The organism is Curtobacterium sp. MCLR17_051, assembly GCF_003234395.1.
Taxonomy (GTDB): Bacteria; Actinomycetota; Actinomycetes; order Actinomycetales; family Microbacteriaceae; genus Curtobacterium; species Curtobacterium flaccumfaciens.
On record NZ_QKTA01000010.1, the window covers coordinates 96,352 to 115,550 of the forward strand.

Sequence of the window (19,199 nt, forward strand, 5' to 3'; positions counted from 1 at the left end):
GGTGTCGGTCAGCGCGAAGTGCCGCGACGCGTCAGCCGCGACCGGGCGTGGTCACCTCGATGCGGTTCGCCCAGGGGTCGTCGAACGCGACTGTCCGGCCGTCGTCGGCGAGCTCGACGCCGCCGTGCCGCATGCGTTCGGTCAGGGCGCCGAGGTCGTCGGCCGCGGGGACCTCGATGCGCACGAGCCCCAGGCCCAGTGCGAGCTGTCGACGCCCGGCGCCGCGGGAGTTCCACGTGTTCATGGCCATGTGGTGGTGGTACCCGCCGGCGCTGACGAACAGTGCCTCGCCGAAGCCGGCGGTGGTCTCGAAGCCGAGGGTGTCCACGTAGAAGGAGCGCGCGGCGTCGACGTCGCCGACGGACAGGTGCACGTGGCCGACCTTGCCCGGGCGTGCCGCGGCGGTCTCCAGGGCGTCCTGCGTCAGGTGGGACTGCAGGAACGCGTTCGGGTCGACGTACTTCGTGTCCATGTCGACCATGCCGTGCGTCCACGACCACTCGGTGCGGTCGCGGTCCCAGTACAGCTCGACGCCGTTGCCCTCGGGGTCGGTGAAGTAGAACGCGTTGCTCACCAGGTGGTCGGCGCTGCCGGTGAAGCCCGCCGGGTACTGCGTGGCGACCGAGTACAGCGCGGCGGCCAGGTCGGCACGGGTGTCGAACAGGATCGCGGTGTGGAACAGTCCGGCCTCGCGTGGGCCGGCGTGCTGCATCGCGGGCGCGTGCTCGAGGATCACGATCGGCGTGCTGCCGCGACCCAGCACGGCGACGCCGCCGTCGTGGGAGAGCAGCGACAGCCGCACGCCGTCGCGGTAGTACCGGATCATCGCGTCGAGGTCGGCGACGCGGAGCGTGACGGCGCCCATCCCGGTGTCGGCGGCGAGCAGTTCGTGCGTTTGCATGCACCTAGTGTGCGCCCGATTGGTTGACGCGTCAACCAATTCGATGACGCGTCAACCAGATGGGTGCATCAGGCGCTGTTCGAGATCCCGCCGTCCGACTTCAGCAGCTGCCCGTTCACCCACGCGCCCTGCTCCGAGCAGAGGAACCCGACGAGTGCGGCGGTGTCCGACGGGCGTCCGAGCCGGCCGAGCGGGGTGCCCTCGACGGCCCACCCCTTGACCTCGTCGGACATCCAGCCGGTGTCGTTCGGGCCCGGGTTCACCACGTTGGCGCTGACACCGAGGCTGCCGAGCTCCTTCGCGGCGCCGAACACGATCCGGTCGAGCGCGCCCTTCGACGCCCCGTACGGCAGGTTGTACGCGATGTGGTCGCTCGTCAGGGCCACGATCCGGCGGCGGTCGCGCGGTGCGGCCTCACCCGCGCGCTCGAGCCCGGCCGCGTAGGCCTGCACGAGCAGGAACGGTGCGCGGGCGTTCACGGCGAAGTGGCGGTCCCACGACTCGACCGTGGTGGTGCGGAAGTCGGAGTCGACGGACTCGCAGTGCGACATGACGAGGGCGGAGACGGGGGCGCCGGCTTCCGTCTCGGCGCGGCCGACGAGTGCGGCCGCCTGCTCCGGGTCCTCCAGGTCGACCGGGAGGCGCGTCACCCGTGCTCCCGCCGCCTCGCACTCCTGCACCACCGACTCGACCCCGTCCGGGTCCGCCCCGCCGCTCACGCGGTCGTCGTAGGGTCCCCACCACGAGATGGCGAGGTCCCATCCGTCTGTTGCCAGCCGGGTGGCGAGCGCTGCGCCGATGCCGGCTCTGCGGCCCACCCCGGTCACCAGGGCGAGTGGTCGTGCGGACGTCATCCGTGCCTCCTGTCCGGCGCTCCGTCGCACCGATCGGCACCCAGTCTGCCGGAACCGGCCACCCGTGTGACCATCGCACCCGGTGTCCTGTCGGCGGACGGCCGACCACGGGGGCCAAGATGGACGGATGCCACGCACACGATGGCCCTCCCGACCGGGGCGCGGACCCCGCGGCGGTCGCCCGGACCCCCGCGACCTGCCGCTCGAGCACGTCCGCGACCGGATGTCGTCGTACATCTACGGCAACATCACGGTGCTCGCCGTCGCGATCGCGGTGAACCCGGAGCAGATCCACCACGGCGCCGCGGTGGCGACCGTCCTGGCGACCGCGGTGCTGACGTACCTGGCGCACGTGCTCGCGCACCTGGTCGCGCACGGGCTCGGCGACGACGGCGAGGAGTCCGCTGCGGACCGCGCTGCGCGCCGCGACTCGGTCGCGACGATCGTCCGGAACGCCAACCCGATCGCGACCTCCGGCATGATCCCGGCGGTCCTCTACGCGGCTGCCTGGATCGGGTGGCTGCCGGCGGAGTGGGCACAGGTCGCGGCGACCGTGATCCTGGTGGTGCGCATCGGGCTGGTGGGCGTGTTCATGCAGCGGTTCAGTGGGAAGCAGCCGACGTTCCTCGGGCTGTGGGGCGGCATCGTGCTGGCCGCGGTGGCGTTCGTGATCGGTCTCGTCAAGGTGGTGCTGACGCATTGAGCGACACGCATGCCCACGCCGGACCCCCGTCCGAGCCAGCGGCCGAGGACGAGCCGAAGCGCGGCGGGCTGCGGTTCCTGCGTGACCTCGTCATCATCGTGGTCGTGGCGCTGTTGGCGTCCTTCCTGGTGAAGGCGTACCTGGTCCGTTCCTTCTACATCCCCTCGGCCTCGATGCAGAACACACTGCTCATCGGGGACCGGGTGCTCGTCAACGAGCTCGTGCCCGGGGTCGTCCCGCTGCAGCGCGGTGACGTCGTGGTGTTCCAGGACCCAGGCGGCTGGCTCGGCATGGGCCAGGGCGACGACCTGATCAAGCGGGTCATCGGCCTGCCGGGTGACACGGTGTCGTGCTGCGACGCCCGGGGTCGCCTGTCGGTGAACGGGCACGCGGTGGACGAGCCCTACGTCGTGCTCGAACGCGGGTCGGACCGTGTCGCCGGGAAGGACTTCGAGATCACCGTGCCGAAGGGGCGCATCTGGGTGATGGGCGACAACCGCTACGACTCCGCCGACTCGCGCGTGCACGGCACCGTGCCGGTCGACGACGTCGTGGGGCGCGCCTTCGTGACCACGTGGCCCGTCTCGCGGTGGTCGGTGCTGTCCCGGTACGGCGACGAGTGGGACCGGGTCCCGACGCCGTGACCGCGGACGACGAGGGCTTCGGCTACGAGACCGGCGGGGACGACGATCTGTCGATCCACCGGATCGCGACACCGGGCAAGCGGTCGGGGACGATCGGTCCGCGCCCCGACCACGTCGTGTTCTGGCTCGCCGACGGCCGGGCCAGCCTGACCGCCGACGACGGCGAGCACTGGGAGGTCGGTGCCGAGCGCCCGATGATGCTCTCGGCGTCCGTCGCGTACGGGTTCGAGACCGACGCGACCGCCACGACGCTGCTGCACCTGTCGCCGTCGCTGCTCGGCGACACGGGGGAGTCCTCGGTGTTCGGGCAGCCGGACGCGGCCGATCCCGCACTCGAGCCGCTGCGGGCACTGCTGCGCGAGGCCTCCGGGCGCATCCTCGACCCGGCCCTGCCCGCCGACGACCGTGCGGCCCTGAACCGGCGGATCGCGACCGTCGTCCTGTCGACCTTCGCCCGGTCGCGATCGGACGTCGCGGACCGGATGCGGCGGGCGATCGGCTTCGTGCACGACCACGCCGACCGGACGCTGACCGTGGCGGACGTCGCGGCGGCCTGCGACCTGAGCGAGCGCGGCCTGCAGGACCTGTTCCGCCGTCGTCTCGGCGTCACGCCCATGCAGTACCTGCGTGAGGTCCGGCTCGACCGGGTGCACCTGGAGCTGGGGCGGCCGGGTTCCCGCGCGCTGCTCGTCAGCGAGGTCGCGCGGCGGTGGCGGTTCACCCACCTGGGGCGGTTCGCGGCGTACTACCGGGAACGGTTCGGGGAGCCGCCGCACCAGACCATCGCGCGGAGCGGCACACCCGGAGAACGGTAGTTCTCGCGTTCTTTGCGGATTCCGGCTATCCTGCTCGCGTGGATGCGCGACGGTCCGAACTGGGGCAGTACCTCCGCGCCCGTCGGGCACTCGTCCAGCCCGAGGACGTCGGCCTCACCCGCGAGCCCGGACGACGAGTGGACGGCCTGCGCCGTGAAGAGGTCGCGCGGCTCGCGGGCATCAGCCCCGAGTACTACCTGCGGCTCGAACGCGGCCGCGATCACCAGCCGTCCGACCAGGTGCTCGTGGCGCTCGGCCGGGCCCTGCGGCTCGACCACGAGGCGGTCGACTACCTGCGCCGCCTCGCACACGCCGAACGCCGCCGCCCCGAGGGGGCCGTGCCGCCGGGGCTCGACGACTCGGTCCGGTCGCTCCTGGCGCAGTGGTCGCACACCCCGGCGTTCGTGATGGACCGCAACCAGGACATCATCCTGTCCAACGCCCTGGCGAGCGCCCTCGGCCCCGGCTACATGGAGCCGGGCGCGAACCTCGTCCTGCAGATGTTCTCCGAGGCGTCCCGGCAGCACGCGGCCGAATGGGACCGCACCGCGCACCGGGTCGTCGCCGCGCTCCGGCTGCACGCCGAACCCGAGGACCCCCGGCTGCAGGAGATCGTCGGCACCCTGACCCTGCAGGACCCGGACTTCGCCCGCATCTGGGCGCGGCACGACGTCGCCGTGCAGCGCACCGGGGTCTCGCGGCACTGGATCGACCCGATCGGGTGGGTCGAGTTCCGCTGGCAGAACCTCGCGATCCCGGGCAGCTCCCACGTGCTCGTCACCTTCTGGGCCGACCCCGGCACCCCCGCAGCCGCGGCCGTCGCGTACCTCGCCGCGCAGGTGCAGCAGGGCACCGCGCGCCGGGAACCGGTCGCGGGCGAGACCGCGGTGGGCTAGCCAGGCGGTCGCAGTGGTGGCTGCGGTCGCCGCGGTCGCCGCGGTCGCCGCGGTCGCCGCGGTCGCCGCGCTCGCCGTGGTGGCCGCGCTCGCCGGTCAGGCGGTCGTCGCGCCCTCGTCGAGCAGTCCCCGGAGCGTCGTGAGCCGCGCGGCGGACTCCTCGTCCGCAGCCGTCCACACCACGAGCACGTGCTCGGGGTCCTCCAGTCGACGCAGCTGCTCCCACCGCAGGTCGATCCGGCCCACCAGCGGGTTCTCGAACGCCGACTCCCCGCGGCGAGTCGGCCGGACCGCTCCGCCGGCCCACTCGGTCGCGAACGTCGTGCTCCTGGCCATCAGCTCGCCCAGGAGTTCCTGGAACCGGTCGTCGGCGTCGTGCTCGTCCAGCGAGTCCCGGAGCATCGCGGCGGTGCGGTGCGCCTCGGCCTCCCAGCCGTCCACCGAGTCCTCGACCCAGGGGTTCAGGAAGGTGAACCGCGCCAGGTTCGTGCCGACGGTGAGGGACGCGGACAGGGCGCCGGCGATCCGGTTCGCCGCCACGACGTCCAGGTGGCGGTCGAAGACCACGACCGGTTCGGCGAGCGCGTCCACGAAGTCCTGGGCCGACGTCGTCGTCGTGCCGTCTTCGTGTTCCATGCGATCACGCTAACCGGCCGCGCCGTGGAGCAGGGGGGAGAAGGGGGCCCCGGCGGGGACCCCGTCGCGGAGCCTCCGCCCCGCAGGGGGACCCCGGCACGGTGTGTCCGACCGTCGGAGCGCACCGTGCGCCGCACCCGGGGCCGCCGGCACGGGCTGTCGTCGGGGGTGACGGGCAACGACAGGGACACGACGACGCAGCACCCCCAGCCCTAGCGTGACGACGCCGGGACCCCCGGTCCCCGCACCACCCCAGACGTTCGTCACGAAGGAGACCCGCACATGGCTGCACCCACCATCGTCCTCGTCCACGGCGCGTTCGCCGACTCCGCCAGCTGGGCACCCGTCACCCGCGAGCTGCTCGACCGCGGCCACACCGTCCTCGTCCCGCCGGTCTACAACCGGAGCCTCGCCGAGGACGGCGCCTCGATCCGCGCCGTCGCCGAGCACGTCGACGGGCCGGTCGTCCTCGCCGGGCACTCGTACGGCGGGGCCGTGATCACCGTCGCCGGCGAGGCCGAGAACGTCGTCGGACTCGTCTACGTCTCCGGCTACGTGCTCGAGGTCGGCGAGAGCCTCGGGCAGCTGCAGGGCGGGTTCCCCGACTCGGACCTCGCCGCGAACCTGGTGTACACGCCGTACCCGGTCGCCGGCGCCGAGGACGGCACCGACGTCTCCGTCGCGATCGACGCGTTCCCGCAGGTCTTCGCCGCCGGGGTCGACCCGCGCGTCGCCGAGGTCCTGGCGGTCTCGCAGCGCCCGCTCTCCGGCGCGGCGTTCGGCGAGCCGGCCTCCGCCGCTGCGTGGAAGACCACCCCCGCGTGGGCAATCGTCTCGTCCGACGACCACACCATCAACCCCGAGGTCGAGCGCTTCGGCTACACCCGCGCCGGCATCACCGACGTGACCGAGCTCGCCGCCCCGCACCTCGTCATGCAGACCCACCCGAAGGACGTCGCCGACGTCATCGAGCGGGCCGTCGCCGCGACCAGCGCGACCGACGCCGCCGCCTGACCCGACCATCCCTGGAGGCGCGGCGTGCGCCCGGCGCACACCGCGCCTCCAGGATGTCCCCGTCCCACCCCAGGAGGCGACGTGACCACGGAACGCACCACCAAAGCACCCCGCGGCGGCGCCCTGGCGCCGCTCGCGATCCCGGTCTTCCGCGCCCTGTGGATCGCGGTGCTGGTGAGCAACATCGGCAGCTGGATGCAGACCGTCGGCGCGCAGTGGCTGCTCGTCGACGAGCACGCCGCACCCGTCGTCGTCGCCCTCGTGCAGACCGCGTCGAGCCTGCCGGTGCTGCTCGTCGGGATCCCCGCCGGGGTGATCGGCGAGTTCGTCGACCGACGGAAGCTGCTCATCGGGGTGCAGGCGTTCCAGGTGGTCGTCGGCGTCGTGATGACCGTGCTCACCGCGACCGGCGACATGACCCCGGCGCTCCTGCTCACCGTCACGTTCCTGCTCGGGACCGCCTCGGCGCTCCAGCTGCCCGCGTACCAGGCGCTCGTGCCCGAGATCGTGCCGCGCGCCGCGATCACCGACGCCGCGGCGCTCAGCTCCGTCGGCGTCAACGTCGCCCGGGCGATCGGACCGGCGCTCGCCGGGGTGGTGATCGCGCAGCTCGGCGTGCCATTCGTGTTCGCCGCCAACGCGCTGTCGTTCGCGCTCTTCCTGGTGGTGCTCGTCGCCTGGCGCGGCTACCAGCGCCCCGAGACGCGGGCCGAACCGTTCATCGACGCCACCCGCGCCGGGCTGCGGTACGTCCTGCACGCGGCGGTCGTCCGCCGGCTGCTCGTGCAGCTCGCCGTCTTCATGGTGCCCGCGAACGCGCTGTGGGCACTCCTGCCGCTCGTCGCCGACGGCTCGCTCGGCCTGTCCTCCGGCGGGTACGGACTGCTGCTCGCCGCCGTCGGCATCGGGTCCGTCGGCGGGGCGTTCCTGATGCCGGCGGTCCGTGCGCGGCTCGGCATCGGCCGCACGGTCGGCATCGCCTCGGTGGTGTTCGGCGTCTGCACCACCGTCGTCGCGCTCGTCCCCGTGCTGGAGGTCGTGCTCGTCGCGCTGCTGGTCGGCGGGGTGGCCTGGATCGCCGTGGTGACGACCCTGAACGGCACCGTGCAGGCGTTCCTGCCCGCCTGGGTCCGGACCCGCGGGCTCGCCGCGTACCAGCTCGTGCTGTTCGGCTGCACCGCGATCGGTGCGGCGCTCGCCGGCGCGGTCGCCACGCCGCTCGGGGTGACGGGCGTGCTCGCCGGGGCCGGCGTCCTTACCGCGCTCAGCGCCGCAGTGCTGCTCGTGTCCGGGTTTCCGGTGCTCACCGACCGGCAGCGCGCCGTGACGCCGATGCCGTTCGGGGACGAGGTGTTCGTGGCGGACGACCACGGCGCGGCGACGGGGGAGACCCTCGTGCTGCTGCACTGGACGGTCCCGGCGGACGCGGTCGACGAGTTCCGGGCGCGCGCCGAACGGCTCGGGCGGAGTCGTCGGCGGACCGGTGCCCGTGACTGGAACCTCTACCGGGACGTCGCGACCGGGCCGGACGCCTGGGTGGAGGCGTTCCGGGTGGGGTCGTGGCAGGAGCACGTCGACCAGCACGAGGTCCGGCAGACCGGGGACGACGCGCGGACCCTGCAGGCGGTGCGCGAGGTCGCGGGCGAGCCGCGTGTCGAGCACCTGGTCGCGGAGGGGGTCGGCAGCCCGTCGTCGGGGTGACGGGTGGGGTCAGCGGCCGGTCGTGGTGGCGGGTGGTGTCAGCAGCCGGTCGTGGAGTCGGGTGGTGTCAGCAGCCGGTCGTGGTGAGGGTCACCGTCGCGACCGTGCCGTCGGACACCTTGGTCGTCTGCGGGCAGAGGTCGCCGGCGCGGACCGTGACCTTGCCGAGGGGAACGCCCGCGAAGTCGGCCGTGCCGCCCGGGAACACCCGCTGGTGCTCGGAGAGCTTGCCGGTCGAGGCGAACACCTTGACCTCGTAGGGGTGGTCGGCGGCGTTCGACGACACCGTGACCGACACCTGGCCGGTGGAGTCGTGGGCGCCACAGCCGGCGAGGGCCAGGAGCGCGGCCACGCCGAGGACGGTTGCGGGGACGACTCGGAGCACGACGACCAGGGTACGCCGCCGCGCCCGACCGCTTGCGCCCTCCGGACTGGGGCCAGGCCCTGTCCGTTCAGCGCGTTACCGTGGGAGCATGCAGCCGGAAACCGCGATGTCCGTGCCCGCGCCGACCGGGGCCGATGCCGTCCGGCGAGCGGCGCTGATCGCGGCACTCGACGTGGTCGACGGTGGCGTCGAGGAACGGTTCGAACGGATCACCCGCATCGCGCGCGAGGCCCTCGGGGTCTCCGGCTCCTTCCTCAACCTGGCCGGCGAGACCACCCTGACGATCAAGTCGCAGCAGAGCGACGACGCCTTCGGGCCGGTCATCCCGCTGCAGGACACCTTCTGCGGACGGACCCTGGGCGAGCAGGGGCCCGTGGTCGTCCCGGATGCCCGCGAGGACGCCCGGTACGCGGACCTGCCGATGGTGCTCGGCGACCCCAACGTCCGGTTCTACGCCGGTGTCGGGCTCCGGGCAGGCGACGACGACCTGAAGGTCGGTACCCTCTGCCTGATCGACCCCGAGCCGCGCACCCTCGACGCCGACGAGCTCGAACTGCTGCAGGAACTCGGCGTCTGGGCTGAGCGTGAGCTCCTGGCCGGAGCCGACGAGGACCGCCTGCGCACCGTGCTCAACGGCCTGCAGCCGACCGAGGTGCAGGTTCCCGGGTACCGGATCACGGGGATGTCGATCCCGCACGGGCTCGTCTCCGGTGACTTCCACGACTGGCACCGCTCCGGCGAGGACTCGATCCACCTGACCGTGTCGGACGTCATGGGCAAGGGGATGTCCGCCGGGCTCCTCGCCGCGAACATCCGCGGAGGGCTGCTCGCCCGCGGCGACCAGGACCCGGGCACCGCCGTCGCCGAACTCGAGGCGCAGGTCGCCCCCGAGCTCAGCCGTGCCGAGTCCTTCGCGACGATGTTCCACGGCCGGCTGACCCCGTCCACCGGGCGACTCGACTTCGCCGACGCCGGCCACGGGCTCGTGCTGCAGCTCCGTGACGACGGTGCCGAGCGGATCCTGCGGTCGTCGGACCTGCCGATCGGGCTGCACCCCGCCGGGATGCCCCGCGCGGCCGGGTCGCTCGTGCTCCGGCCCGGTGACGTGCTCATCGTCGTGACCGACGGCGCGCTCGAGCTCTGGGACTCCACGCTCGCGTCGCTGTCGGAGCTCGGGTCCCTGTACCGGGAGTCCCCGGACGTCGAGACGTTCCTGCAGCGGGTGCGCGCACGCGTCGCCGAGCACGACCCGGGCGACGACCTGACCGTCGTCGTGGTGGCGCGCGAGGCCTGACCGGTCGAGAACTGTCCGGCTCGTCGGCGGTCGCGCGGCGGGTCGTCGCCGGCCGAGTGGTCGCGACGTGTCGTGCCTGGGGCGCCGAGTGGTCGCGAACCGTCGGTTGGCGGGGCCTCGGGCGACGGTTCGTGACCGTTCGCCGGACCTGAGCGGGGTGTCGTGACCGTTCGGCCGGCGACGGGCGTCACGCGGCGAGGGGTCGCGACGTGTCGTGCGTGGGGCGCCGAGTGGTCGCGAACTGTCGGCTGGCGGGGCGTCGGCCGACGGTTCGTGACCGCCCGACGGACGTGAGCGGGGTGTCGTGACCGTCCGGGTCACGCCACGCCACGCCACGCGCCGCGCTGGGCGCGGCGTCAGGCGCCGAGGCGCTCGATCAGCTCGGCGTAGCGCGCAGCCGTGCGCTCGACGATCTCGTCCGGGAGCACCGGCGGCGTGCCCTGGCGGTCCCAGTGCGCGCTGAGCCAGTCCCGCACGATCTGCTTGTCGAACGAGTCGGTGCGGTCGGCGGAGCGGGCGTCCCAGTAGCGGCTGGAGTCGCTCGTCAGGACCTCGTCGGCGATGCGGATCCGGCCGGTGGCGTCCTGCCCGAACTCGAACTTGGTGTCGGCGATGACGACGTCCCGCTCGAGGGCGATGGCCGCGGCCTCGGTGTAGACGTGCAGCGAGAGCTCGCGCAGGGTGGCCGCGGTCTCGGCACCGACCAGGTCGACGGTCTGCTCGTACGAGATGTTCTCGTCGTGCTCGCCCTGGGCCGCCTTGTACGCCGGCGTGTAGATCGGTTCCGGCAGGCGGTCACCGTTGGACAGGCCCGCGGGGAGCGCGACGCCGCACACGCTGCCGGTCTCCTGGTACTCGGCCCAGCCGCTGCCGACCAGGTACCCGCGTACGACGCACTCGACGGGGAACATCGTGAGCGGCATGACGTGCATCGACCGTGCCTCGACCTCGGCGGGCACCGGGGTGCCACCGGAGGACGGGCCGATGATGTGGTTCGGGACGTCGCTCAGCTGGGTGAACCAGAACCGCGACAGGCGGGTCAGCAGCTCGCCCTTGCCCGGGATCGGCGGCTCGAGCGCGAAGTCGTACGCGCTGACCCGGTCCGAGGCGACGAGCAGCAGCTCGGACGCACTCGCCAGGTCGGCGGTGCCCTCGGGCACGTAGAGCTCGCGGACCTTGCCGGACGAGACGTGGTGCCAGCCGGCGATCGGCGCAGGGGCGGTCACTTCGCGACCTTCGCGGCGATGTCGGTGCGGAACTGCGCGCCCTCGAGCGTGATGTCGCCGAGCCCGGCGTAGGCACGCTCACGGGCCTGGGCGAAATCCGACCCGGTCGCGACGACGCTGAGCACCCGGCCGCCCGTGGCGACGAGCGTGTCGTCGAGGACGCCGGTGGCGGCGTGCGCGACCGAGACGCCGTCGCGGGCGTTCGCGTCGTCGATGCCGGTGATCGGTCGGCCGGTCTGCGGGTTCTCCGGGTAGCCCTCGCTCGCCAGGACGACGGTCACGGCGACCTCGTCGCGGAACACGGGTGCGGGCACGGCACCGAGCTGCCCGGTGGCGGCGGCCAGCAGGAGTTCGCTGAGCGGGGTCGCCAGGCGGGGGAGCACGACCTGCGTCTCCGGGTCACCGAAGCGCGCGTTGAACTCGATCACGCGGACGCCCTGCTCGGTGACGATGAGGCCGCAGTACAGGAGCCCGACGAACGGCGTGCCCTCGTGCTCGAGGCGGCGGACGGTCGGTAGCGCGACGAGCTCGGTGACCTCGTCGACGAAGGCCTGCTCGGACGGCCAGCGGTCGGCGAGCCACGGCAGCGGCGAGTACGCGCCCATGCCGCCCGTGTTCGGTCCGAGGTCGCCGTCGGCCAGGCGCTTGTAGTCCTGCGCGGGGCTGAGCGCGCGGACGTCGTGCCCGTCGCTCAGGAAGAACAACGAGACCTCTTCGCCGTCGAGGAACTCCTCGACCACGACGTGCCCGTGCTGGAGCCAGTAGGTGGCGTGGTCGATCGCGGCCTGGCGGTCGTCGGTCACGAGCACGCCCTTGCCAGCGGCGAGCCCGTCGGCCTTGACCACGTACGGGGCGCCGAGCTCGTCGATCGCGGCGACGGCTTCGTCCGCCGTGCCGGCGTAGACCGGGCGCCCGGTGGGCACACCGGCCTCGCCCATGATCCGCTTGGCGAACGCCTTCGAGCCCTCGAGCTGTGCGGCGGCCTTGCCCGGCCCGAACACGGGGATGCCGCGGGTGCGCACCGGGTCGGCCACGCCGGCGATGAGCGGGGCCTCGGGGCCCACGACGACGAGCTCGACGTCGTTCTCGATCGCGTACTCCGCGACGAGCGCACCGTTGGTGGGGTCGAGGGAGACGGTCTCGACGTCGGCGGCGATGCCGGCGTTGCCGGGCGCTGCCGTGATGACGTGACCGGCATGCTCAGCGAGGAGGGCCGTGATGATCGCGTGCTCGCGGGCACCGGAACCGAGGACGAGGATTCGCACCCGATCACCCTACCCAGCCCGACTCGCCGCCCGCGATGCGAGGGCTAGCCTGTGGAGATGCCACCCAGGAGGATCGAGGACGCCGACGGGCGAGCGGCACTTGCTGCCGTGCGTCATGGGGAGACGGCTCGACCGGCCGTCGCGACCGCGGTTCGGTGGACGTTGCAGTGCCTGGCGGACGAGGTCCCGGGCAACAGCGTCGAGGTGCGGGTGCCGCCCTTCGCCGCCGTCCAGGCCGTGCCCGGACCCCGGCACACCCGTGGCACGCCGCCGAACGTGGTCGAGACCGACGCCACCACGTGGCTCGCCCTTGCGTCCGGCGAGCTGACCTGGGCCGAGGCGGTCGCGCAGTCGCGCGTCAGCGCCTCGGGCTCGCGCGCCGACCTGACGGCGTTCCTGCCGGTCCGGCTGCCCGCCCCCGGCGCCTGACCCTGCGAGCCGCCGGCACCGATCCGCCGGCACTGATCCGCCGGCACTGATCCCCCAGCACCGAGCCGCCGCGGCGAAAGCGCCTGCGGAGAACTCCCACGCGAATTAGGTAGTGCCTACCGATGCGCCCGCATCGACCGGGTTCCTAAGCTTGAAGTCGCCGGGATTCGGACCCGACCCGAACGGGTCCGAACCCGGCGACAGGCACCAAGGTACGCGATGTTCCACACAACGTGTCAATCGCAGCGGCGCGTCGTGCTGCAATCCGCAACGTTCTTGCGTGCGCGACAGCCGACGCGGAACGCGGAGCCGGCCGCGCCGAGTACCTAGCAACTCAGAGCAGCTCGCTGAGCTCCGACCGCGCGTGCAGGTCCCACTTCGCGAAGACGCGCGACAGGTGCGCGTCGATCGTCCGCGTCGAGAGCCCGAGGGACTCCGCGATCCGCCGGTTGCTCAGCCCCTGCGCGGCGAGCTCGGCGACCTCGTACTCGCGCTTCGTCAGCGGCGGTTTCGAGCGCCCGGCGGTCACCGAGACGCCGTGCGCCGCGAGCACGCCCTGCGCCGCGATCACCCGCGTCCGGTCGCCGGCGCGTACGGCGTCGGCGTACTCGATCACCGCGGCCGCGAGCGGTCCGTCGACGCGGGTGGCGGCCTCGCGCATCCGCTCGAGCGAGCCGGTCGAGTCGCGCCCCTGCGCCATGCCGACCGCGTGGTGCAGGGCGTACCCGTACATCACGTGCGTCCACGAGCCGTTGGCCGTACTGCGTTCGATGATCTCGTCGGCGTGCTGCAGTCCGGCCGGGTTGCCGAGCACGGCCTCGGTCCAGGCGATCGACACGCCGACCTGCTCGCCGGTGATGCGCATCGCCCGCTGCGGGGTGGTCCGGGCTCGTTCGAGCGCGCTGGCGGCTGCTTCCGGGCGTCCGCCGTACGCGAGCGCCAGGGCCAGACGTGCCCAGGGGTAGGCCGCGAACCCGCCGTGGTCGGCGATGTCGTACCGTTCGCACGCCGCCGAGAACGCGGCGACGGCGTCGTCCCAGCGGCGCTGTGCGATCGCCAGGTTGCCCTGGCCGATGAGCTCGAGCGTGAAGTCGTACTTCAGGTAGGGGCTGGACCGACCCGCGGGCACCTCGATGATCAGGTCGTCGAGGTCGCCGCGCCACATCTGCACCTGGTGCAGGACGGAGGAGTTCTCGCCGACGCTCCAGGGTGCTGCCTCGACGTGGGCCACGGCGGTGGCCAGGGCGCGGTGACCGAGCGCGGACGCGTCGTCCAGCCGGCCGGCGGTCGCCAAGGCCATCACGGCACAGGGGGCGACGGCGAGGAACGACATCGGCATCGTCGGGGCGTCCACGATGCCGCTGCGCTCGATCTCGGCCCGGACCTCGGCGAAGTCCCCGCCCCAGCCCTGGTGCGCCATCCGCAGCAGCCGCAGTCGCTCGACGGCCTCGTCGGACACGACCAGGCGCGTGGCGGCATCGGTCAGGGCGACCGCCGCCGTGACGTCGTCGTCGTGGAACTGGCGGATGTTCGCCAGGGTCTCGCACGCTTCGATGACGGCCTCGTCGGTGACGTCGCCGACGTGCCGCTTCGCCACGCTCCAGGCGGCTTCGGCGTCGGCGCGGCCGGCTTCACGGCCGTCCGAGTACGAGTACGCCAGCGAGCGGAGGCAGTGCGCCGCGACCTGCTCGGTCGGGGTGAGTGTCGTGCGGAGCGCTGCCGAGGCCAGGGCGATCCCGCTCTCGTGCTCCTGCAGCCGCACGGCGACCTGTGCCGCGTCGAGCAGCTGGTCGACCGACGGCAGGACCCCGCACTCGAGCGACCACAGTGCGGCACGCAGGCGTGCGGCGGGCGGTGCGCCCTCGGGCCGGTCGGTGCGGAAGGCGTTGGCGCGCGCGAAGAGTGCCGTTCGCCGGGCCACCGGCACCAGGGTCCGGATGACCTCGCCGACGAGCGGGTGCGACGGCCGGACGACCGCGGCACCGTCGTCGAGCGAGTCGATGCGGACCAGGCCGAGCGCGACGACCCGGTCGACGTCCCCGCCGGTCACCAGGCCGAGCAGGCGCGCGAGCGGGATCGGGTCGGCGAGGGCGACGATGTCGACGACGTCGCGCAGGTCCTCCGGCAGCGACCCGAGCTCGGTGCGGTACATGTCCGCGAGGCTGTCCGACGCGGTCACCCGCCCGCGCCAGTACCACCCGGTCGCGGTGTGGTCGAGGGCGCCGGAGACCCGCGCCGCACGGACCACCTCGCGCAGGTACAGCGGGTTGCCGGCGGTGGCGCGGTGGACGCGCTCGGCCGAGGCGTTCTCGAGCGGCGACCCCAGCGCCTCGGCCACGAGCGCCGCGGTCTCGTGCAGCGCGAGGGGCTGCAGGTCGATGCGCTCGAGCAGGTCGTCCTGCCACAGCGCGCGGAGCGGCTCGGGGAGCGCCGTGAAGTCGCGGCAGGTCAGGACGAGCCGGGCGCCCTGCCGGCGGACCAGCCAGGCGACGTACCGCGCGGAGATCGCGTCGAGGTGGTCTGCGTCGTCGACGCGGAGCAGGACGTCGCGGTCGACGAGGTCCTCGATCGCCCGGAAGCGCTGCTCGGCGCCGGTGTCGTCGGACAGCTCCGAGATGGACGCCGGCAGCTCGCCGAAGCGCTCGGCAACGGCGCCGAAGGGCATCGACCGGCTCGCGGCCACCGCCGTGATCGGCACGACGACCGTGCGGCCGGTGCCGTCGCGACCGGCGACGCGGTCGGTGACCCGCGCCGCAGCGGTGCTCTTGCCGATGCCGGGGGCACCGACGAGCGCGACGCTCCACCGGTGCTCGGCGACGACGGCGACGGCGCGGTCCTCTTCCGCGCGCTGCGCGACGGGCCAGGCCACGCGGGCGGGGGCGGCCGGTCGGCGTCGGCGGGCGGGTGCGGTTCGTTCACGCATCCGACACACCTCCTCCGCTTGGGATACCGACCAGTAGCGACCATCCTCTCCCGGATCGGTCGCCGCGCACAGGCCGCGGGACGTCCCACAGTGGGGGACAATGGACGGGTGAGCAACACCGATCAACCCGACGAGCAGCCGCTCCCCACGCCGGCACCGGCTCCCAGCGCGGTCGCCAGCCCCGACGAGGTCACCATCCGCCGTGCACCGAAGTTCGGCGTGTTCATCGTCGGCGGTGCCGTGCTCGGGTTCCTCGCGACCCTCGTCGTGGTCGCCCTCACCATGAACCTCGGCGGCCAGCGGGACCAGACCAGCTTCGGCAGCCTGGTCGGCTACTTCAGCCTGTGGGGCGTCACGATCGGCGCCTTCGTCGGTGCGGTCGTCGCCGTCGTGTTCGACCGGGTCTACGCCCGGCGGTCGGCCCGCCTGACGGCGGAGCGCGTCGAGGTCGAACTGCCGCCCGAGACGGTCGACGGTGAGCTCGACGACCACGGTGACCAGCGGCCGTAGCCGCTCCCGATCAACGGACTGGAGGCCCGGTGCCAGCTGGCACCGGGCCTCCCGTCCGTCTGGTGGTCGCGATCGCGACCCCCACTCAACTGAGCTGGTTGGCCTCGACCCAGGACAGGTACTCCGGGCTCACGGTGCCCGTGACGTACTCGCCCGTGAAGCAGCTCATCTCGAGGTCGGTCACGTCCGAGCCCTCGATGATGGCGTCGCGCATGTCCCCGACCTCCTGGTAGATCAGGTGGTCGCTGCCGAGCACGCGGTTGATCTCCGGGATCTTCCGGTCGTGCGCGATGAGCTCCGCACGCGTCGGCATGTTGATGCCGTAGACGTGCGGGAACCGGACAGGAGGAGCGGCGCTCGTGAACGTGACCTCGTTCGCGCCGGCGGCCCGGGCCATCTCGACGATCTCGCGGCTCGTGGTGCCGCGGACGATCGAGTCGTCGACGATCAGGATGTTCTTGCCCTTGAACTCGGACGACATCGCGTTGAGCTTCTGACGCACCGAACGCTTGCGTTCCGCCTGCCCCGGCATGATGAAGGTGCGGCCGACGTAGCGGTTCTTGTAGAAGCCCTCGCGGTACTCGATGCCGAGCTTCCGGGCGACCTGCATGGCCGCCGGACGGCTCGAGTCCGGGATCGGCATGACCACGTCGATGTCGCCGGTCGGCGCGTACTGCTCGATGGTGTCGGCCAGGCGGTTGCCGAGGCGCAGACGCGCGTCGTAGACCGAGATGCCGTTCATCACCGAGTCGGGACGCGCCAGGTAGACGTACTCGAAGGAGCACGGCACCAGACGCGGGTTCTTCGCGCACTGGCGGGCGTGCATCTGGCCGTTCATCTCGATGAACACGGCCTCGCCCGGGGCGATGTCGCGGACGATCTCGTAGCCGCCGGACTCGAGCACGAGCGACTCGCTCGCGACGACCCACTCCGGCTGCCCGGCCTCGTCGAACTTGTGGCCGAGGATCAGCGGGCGGATGCCGAACGGGTCGCGGAAGGCCAGCAGCCCGTGCCCGGCGATGGTCGCGATCGTGGCGTAGGAGCCCTCGACCCGCTCGTGCACACGCTCGACGGCGTCGAAGACCTGGCCCGGGTCGAGGTTCGCGCCGCGGACCTGGCCCTGCAGCTCGTGCGCCAGCACGTTCACCAGGAGCTCGGTGTCGCTCGTCGTGTTCAGGTGGCGACGGTCGATGTCGAACAGTTCACGCGTGAGTTCCCGCGTGTTGGTGAGGTTGCCGTTGTGGACGAGGACGATGCCGTACGGCGCGTTGACGTAGAACGGCTGGGCTTCTTCTTCGTTCGTCGCGGCGCCCTTGGTGGCGTAGCGGACGTGTCCGAGCCCCATGGTGCCGAGGAGGGCACGCATGTCGCGGGTGCGGAACGCCTCGCGCACGTGCCCGCGGGTCTTGTGCATGTGGTGCACGTGACCCTCGACCGTGGCGATGCCCGTCGAGTCCTGCCCGCGGTGCTGCAGGAGGAGCAGTGCGTCGTAGATGGATTGGTTGGCGGGGCCCTGCGCAACAAGGCCGACGATGCCGCACATTCGCGGGTGTGCTCCAGATCAGTAGAATCGGGGGGTACCGCACAAGTCTGCCATGTCACCGCGAAGGACTCCGCATGCCCAACCCGTACGCCGAAGCCGGAGTGGACACCGCTGCCGGTGACCTGGCCGTCGAACTGATGAAGTCCGCGGTCGCGGCCACCCACAACGCCTCGGTCCTCGGTGGCGTCGGTGGGTTCGCCGGGCTCTACGACGTCTCGTTCCTGAAGGACTTCTCACACCCGTTGCTCGCGACGTCGACCGACGGCGTCGGCACCAAGGTCGCCATCGCGCAGGCGATCGACAAGCACGACACCATCGGACAGGACCTGGTCGGCATGGTCGTCGACGACATCGTCGTGGTCGGCGCGAAGCCGCTGTTCATGACCGACTACATCGCGTGCGGCCGCGTGGTGCCGGGCCGGATCGCCGACATCGTCGCCGGCATCGCCCGCGGCTGCTCGGAGACCGGCACCGCCCTGGTCGGTGGCGAGACCGCCGAGCACCCGGGACTGCTCGGCCCGGACGACTACGACGTGGCCGGTGCGGCGACGGGTGTCGTCGAGGCCGACGCACAGCTCGGCGCGCACCTGGTGCAGGACGGCGACGTGGTCCTGGCGATCGAGTCGTCGGGCCTGCACTCCAACGGGTACTCCCTCGTGCGGCACATCCTGGCGTCGCGGGGCGTCGGCTTCACGGACCAGCTGCCCGAGCTGAGCGGCGTCGGGTTCGGCGGCGCGGTCTCCGTCGGCGAGGCCCTGCTCGAGCCGACCCGCCTGTACACCGCACCGCTCCTGGCGCTGCTCGAGCAGCACCCGGGCGCGGTGCACTCGCTCTCGCACGTGACCGGTGGTGGCATCGCCGCGAACCTGGCGCGTGTGCTGCCCGTCGGCTCCTGGGTCGAGGTCGACCGTTCCACCTGGCAGCCGCTCCCGGTGTTCCGGGTCCTGGCCGACATGGCCGGCACCCCGATCGAGGACACCGAGGGCACCTGGAACCTGGGCATCGGCATGTTCGCCGTCGTCTCGGCCGGGGCTGCTGCCGACGTCATCGAGTCACTCGGTGCCGCCGGCATGCCCACGTGGCCCGTCGGCACGATCGCCACGTCCGCACGGGACCTGACCGGGTTCGAGCAGGGCGCCAAGGGTGTCGACGGCGGCGCGGTCCGGCTCGTCGGGAGCTACGCGGGCTGACCCGCCGGGCGGCTGGCTGCCGCCGCGCCGTTCTGCGTGCGGCGAGTGGTCACGAACCGTCGTTTGGCGGGTCTGCAGCCGACGGGTTGTGACCGCTCGGCGTCGTGCACGCGGTGAGTCGTGACCGCTCGGGGCCGGGATTCGGGCGCGGCAACGGGGCGTAGCACCGGGAGTGTGGCGAGTGCGGGGTGGCCCGTGCCGCCGTCGTGGGTGTGCCGCGGACTCGCCGAAGTGCGTGCGGCGAGTGGTCACGAACCGTCGTTTGGCGGG

Annotated in this window: 18 protein-coding genes; 10 read left to right on the forward strand and 8 right to left on the reverse strand. The window is 72.7% G+C overall.

Annotation, left to right across the window (positions count from 1 at the left end):
• Window positions 1-31 precede the first annotated feature (31 nt).
• Both DEJ06_RS10360 and DEJ06_RS10365 read right to left on the reverse strand, forming a co-directional pair.
• The gene (locus DEJ06_RS10360) at window positions 32-901 is read right to left on the reverse strand and encodes a VOC family protein (protein WP_111039230.1); all 870 of its coding nucleotides are present in this window, start codon (window positions 899-901) and stop codon (window positions 32-34) included.
• A gap of 68 nt (window positions 902-969) precedes the next feature.
• A complete protein-coding gene (locus DEJ06_RS10365) occupies window positions 970-1,755 on the reverse strand; it encodes an SDR family oxidoreductase (RefSeq protein ID WP_111039231.1) in 786 nt (261 codons plus the stop codon).
• Window positions 1,756-1,882: 127 nt separating this feature from the next.
• On the opposite strand from DEJ06_RS10365, the gene DEJ06_RS18600 reads away from it, so the two are divergent.
• From DEJ06_RS18600 to DEJ06_RS10380, 4 genes are read left to right on the forward strand one after another with little or no spacing between them, the layout of a single operon-like run.
• A complete protein-coding gene (locus DEJ06_RS18600; protein WP_258372437.1) occupies window positions 1,883-2,458 on the forward strand; it encodes a hypothetical protein in 576 nt (191 codons plus the stop codon).
• On the forward strand, window positions 2,455-3,102 hold the full coding sequence (gene lepB / locus DEJ06_RS18605) for a signal peptidase I (protein WP_258372438.1): 648 nt from the start codon (window positions 2,455-2,457) through the stop codon (window positions 3,100-3,102). The genes DEJ06_RS18600 and lepB overlap by 4 nt, the downstream gene beginning before the upstream one ends.
• A complete protein-coding gene (locus DEJ06_RS10375; RefSeq protein WP_111039232.1) occupies window positions 3,099-3,917 on the forward strand; it encodes a helix-turn-helix transcriptional regulator in 819 nt (272 codons plus the stop codon). Before lepB ends, DEJ06_RS10375 begins: the two co-directional genes overlap by 4 nt.
• 38 nt (window positions 3,918-3,955) lie before the next feature.
• Window positions 3,956-4,813: a helix-turn-helix domain-containing protein gene (locus DEJ06_RS10380; RefSeq protein WP_111039233.1), complete on the forward strand. Its 858-nt coding sequence runs from the start codon at window positions 3,956-3,958 to the stop codon at window positions 4,811-4,813.
• A gap of 96 nt (window positions 4,814-4,909) precedes the next feature.
• Here DEJ06_RS10380 and DEJ06_RS18060 read toward each other — a convergent pair whose 3' ends face one another.
• Window positions 4,910-5,449 (reverse strand): hypothetical protein, encoded by a 540-nt coding sequence (locus DEJ06_RS18060; RefSeq protein ID WP_146245832.1) that lies wholly within the window; start codon window positions 5,447-5,449, stop codon window positions 4,910-4,912.
• A gap of 282 nt (window positions 5,450-5,731) precedes the next feature.
• Between DEJ06_RS18060 and DEJ06_RS10390 the strand changes: the two genes are divergently transcribed.
• Window positions 5,732-6,463, forward strand: a complete 732-nt coding sequence (locus tag DEJ06_RS10390; protein ID WP_111039235.1) for an alpha/beta fold hydrolase — start codon at window positions 5,732-5,734, stop codon at window positions 6,461-6,463.
• 81 nt (window positions 6,464-6,544) lie between these two features.
• Window positions 6,545-8,164 (forward strand): MFS transporter, encoded by a 1,620-nt coding sequence (locus DEJ06_RS10395; RefSeq protein ID WP_181436777.1) that lies wholly within the window; start codon window positions 6,545-6,547, stop codon window positions 8,162-8,164.
• A 67-nt stretch (window positions 8,165-8,231) separates the two neighbouring features.
• Here the strand turns inward: DEJ06_RS10395 and DEJ06_RS10400 are convergent, their stop codons facing one another.
• Window positions 8,232-8,549 (reverse strand): hypothetical protein, encoded by a 318-nt coding sequence (locus tag DEJ06_RS10400; protein WP_071405843.1) that lies wholly within the window; start codon window positions 8,547-8,549, stop codon window positions 8,232-8,234.
• 88 nt (window positions 8,550-8,637) lie between these two features.
• Here DEJ06_RS10400 and DEJ06_RS10405 point away from each other — a divergent pair, with 88 nt between their 5' ends.
• Window positions 8,638-9,843: a PP2C family protein-serine/threonine phosphatase gene (locus DEJ06_RS10405; RefSeq protein ID WP_111039237.1), complete on the forward strand. Its 1,206-nt coding sequence runs from the start codon at window positions 8,638-8,640 to the stop codon at window positions 9,841-9,843.
• A 356-nt stretch (window positions 9,844-10,199) separates the two neighbouring features.
• On the opposite strand, the gene DEJ06_RS10410 is transcribed toward DEJ06_RS10405, so the two are convergent.
• Both DEJ06_RS10410 and purD read right to left on the reverse strand, forming a co-directional pair.
• Entirely contained in the window at window positions 10,200-11,069 is an 870-nt protein-coding gene (locus DEJ06_RS10410; RefSeq protein ID WP_111039238.1) for a phosphoribosylaminoimidazolesuccinocarboxamide synthase, read from the reverse strand.
• Complete coding sequence (purD, locus tag DEJ06_RS10415) at window positions 11,066-12,334, reverse strand: phosphoribosylamine--glycine ligase (protein ID WP_110864321.1); 1,269 nt, start codon at window positions 12,332-12,334, stop codon at window positions 11,066-11,068. Before purD ends, DEJ06_RS10410 begins: the two co-directional genes overlap by 4 nt.
• Window positions 12,335-12,391: 57 nt before the next feature.
• On the opposite strand from purD, the gene DEJ06_RS10420 reads away from it, so the two are divergent.
• Window positions 12,392-12,763 (forward strand): sterol carrier family protein, encoded by a 372-nt coding sequence (locus DEJ06_RS10420; protein WP_111039248.1) that lies wholly within the window; start codon window positions 12,392-12,394, stop codon window positions 12,761-12,763.
• A 334-nt stretch (window positions 12,764-13,097) separates the two neighbouring features.
• On the opposite strand, the gene DEJ06_RS10425 is transcribed toward DEJ06_RS10420, so the two are convergent.
• Window positions 13,098-15,686 (reverse strand): LuxR C-terminal-related transcriptional regulator, encoded by a 2,589-nt coding sequence (locus DEJ06_RS10425; RefSeq protein ID WP_146245833.1) that lies wholly within the window; start codon window positions 15,684-15,686, stop codon window positions 13,098-13,100.
• A gap of 108 nt (window positions 15,687-15,794) precedes the next feature.
• On the opposite strand from DEJ06_RS10425, the gene DEJ06_RS10430 reads away from it, so the two are divergent.
• Window positions 15,795-16,196: a hypothetical protein gene (locus tag DEJ06_RS10430; protein WP_110858851.1), complete on the forward strand. Its 402-nt coding sequence runs from the start codon at window positions 15,795-15,797 to the stop codon at window positions 16,194-16,196.
• 85 nt (window positions 16,197-16,281) lie between these two features.
• Here the strand turns inward: DEJ06_RS10430 and purF are convergent, their stop codons facing one another.
• Entirely contained in the window at window positions 16,282-17,739 is a 1,458-nt protein-coding gene (gene purF, locus DEJ06_RS10435) for an amidophosphoribosyltransferase (protein ID WP_027465037.1), read from the reverse strand.
• A 74-nt stretch (window positions 17,740-17,813) separates the two neighbouring features.
• On the opposite strand from purF, the gene purM reads away from it, so the two are divergent.
• Window positions 17,814-18,929 (forward strand): phosphoribosylformylglycinamidine cyclo-ligase, encoded by a 1,116-nt coding sequence (gene purM, locus DEJ06_RS10440; protein ID WP_111039240.1) that lies wholly within the window; start codon window positions 17,814-17,816, stop codon window positions 18,927-18,929.
• Window positions 18,930-19,199: the final 270 nt, after the last annotated feature.

Excerpts from the sequence above, each read along its gene's own strand:
- DEJ06_RS10360 (WP_111039230.1), bottom strand. The coding sequence starts at position 901 with ATGCAAACGCACGAACTGCTCGCCGCCGACACCGGGATGGGCGCCGTC.
- DEJ06_RS10365 (WP_111039231.1), bottom strand. The coding sequence starts at position 1,755 with ATGACGTCCGCACGACCACTCGCCCTGGTGACCGGGGTGGGCCGCAGA.
- DEJ06_RS18600 (WP_258372437.1), top strand. The coding sequence starts at position 1,883 with ATGCCACGCACACGATGGCCCTCCCGACCGGGGCGCGGACCCCGCGGC.
- DEJ06_RS18060 (WP_146245832.1), bottom strand. The coding sequence starts at position 5,449 with ATGGAACACGAAGACGGCACGACGACGACGTCGGCCCAGGACTTCGTG.
- DEJ06_RS10390 (WP_111039235.1), top strand. The coding sequence starts at position 5,732 with ATGGCTGCACCCACCATCGTCCTCGTCCACGGCGCGTTCGCCGACTCC.
- DEJ06_RS10405 (WP_111039237.1), top strand. The coding sequence starts at position 8,638 with ATGCAGCCGGAAACCGCGATGTCCGTGCCCGCGCCGACCGGGGCCGAT.
- DEJ06_RS10420 (WP_111039248.1), top strand. The coding sequence starts at position 12,392 with ATGCCACCCAGGAGGATCGAGGACGCCGACGGGCGAGCGGCACTTGCT.
- DEJ06_RS10425 (WP_146245833.1), bottom strand. The coding sequence starts at position 15,686 with ATGCGTGAACGAACCGCACCCGCCCGCCGACGCCGACCGGCCGCCCCC.
- purF (WP_027465037.1), bottom strand. The coding sequence starts at position 17,739 with ATGTGCGGCATCGTCGGCCTTGTTGCGCAGGGCCCCGCCAACCAATCC.
- purM (WP_111039240.1), top strand. The coding sequence starts at position 17,814 with ATGCCCAACCCGTACGCCGAAGCCGGAGTGGACACCGCTGCCGGTGAC.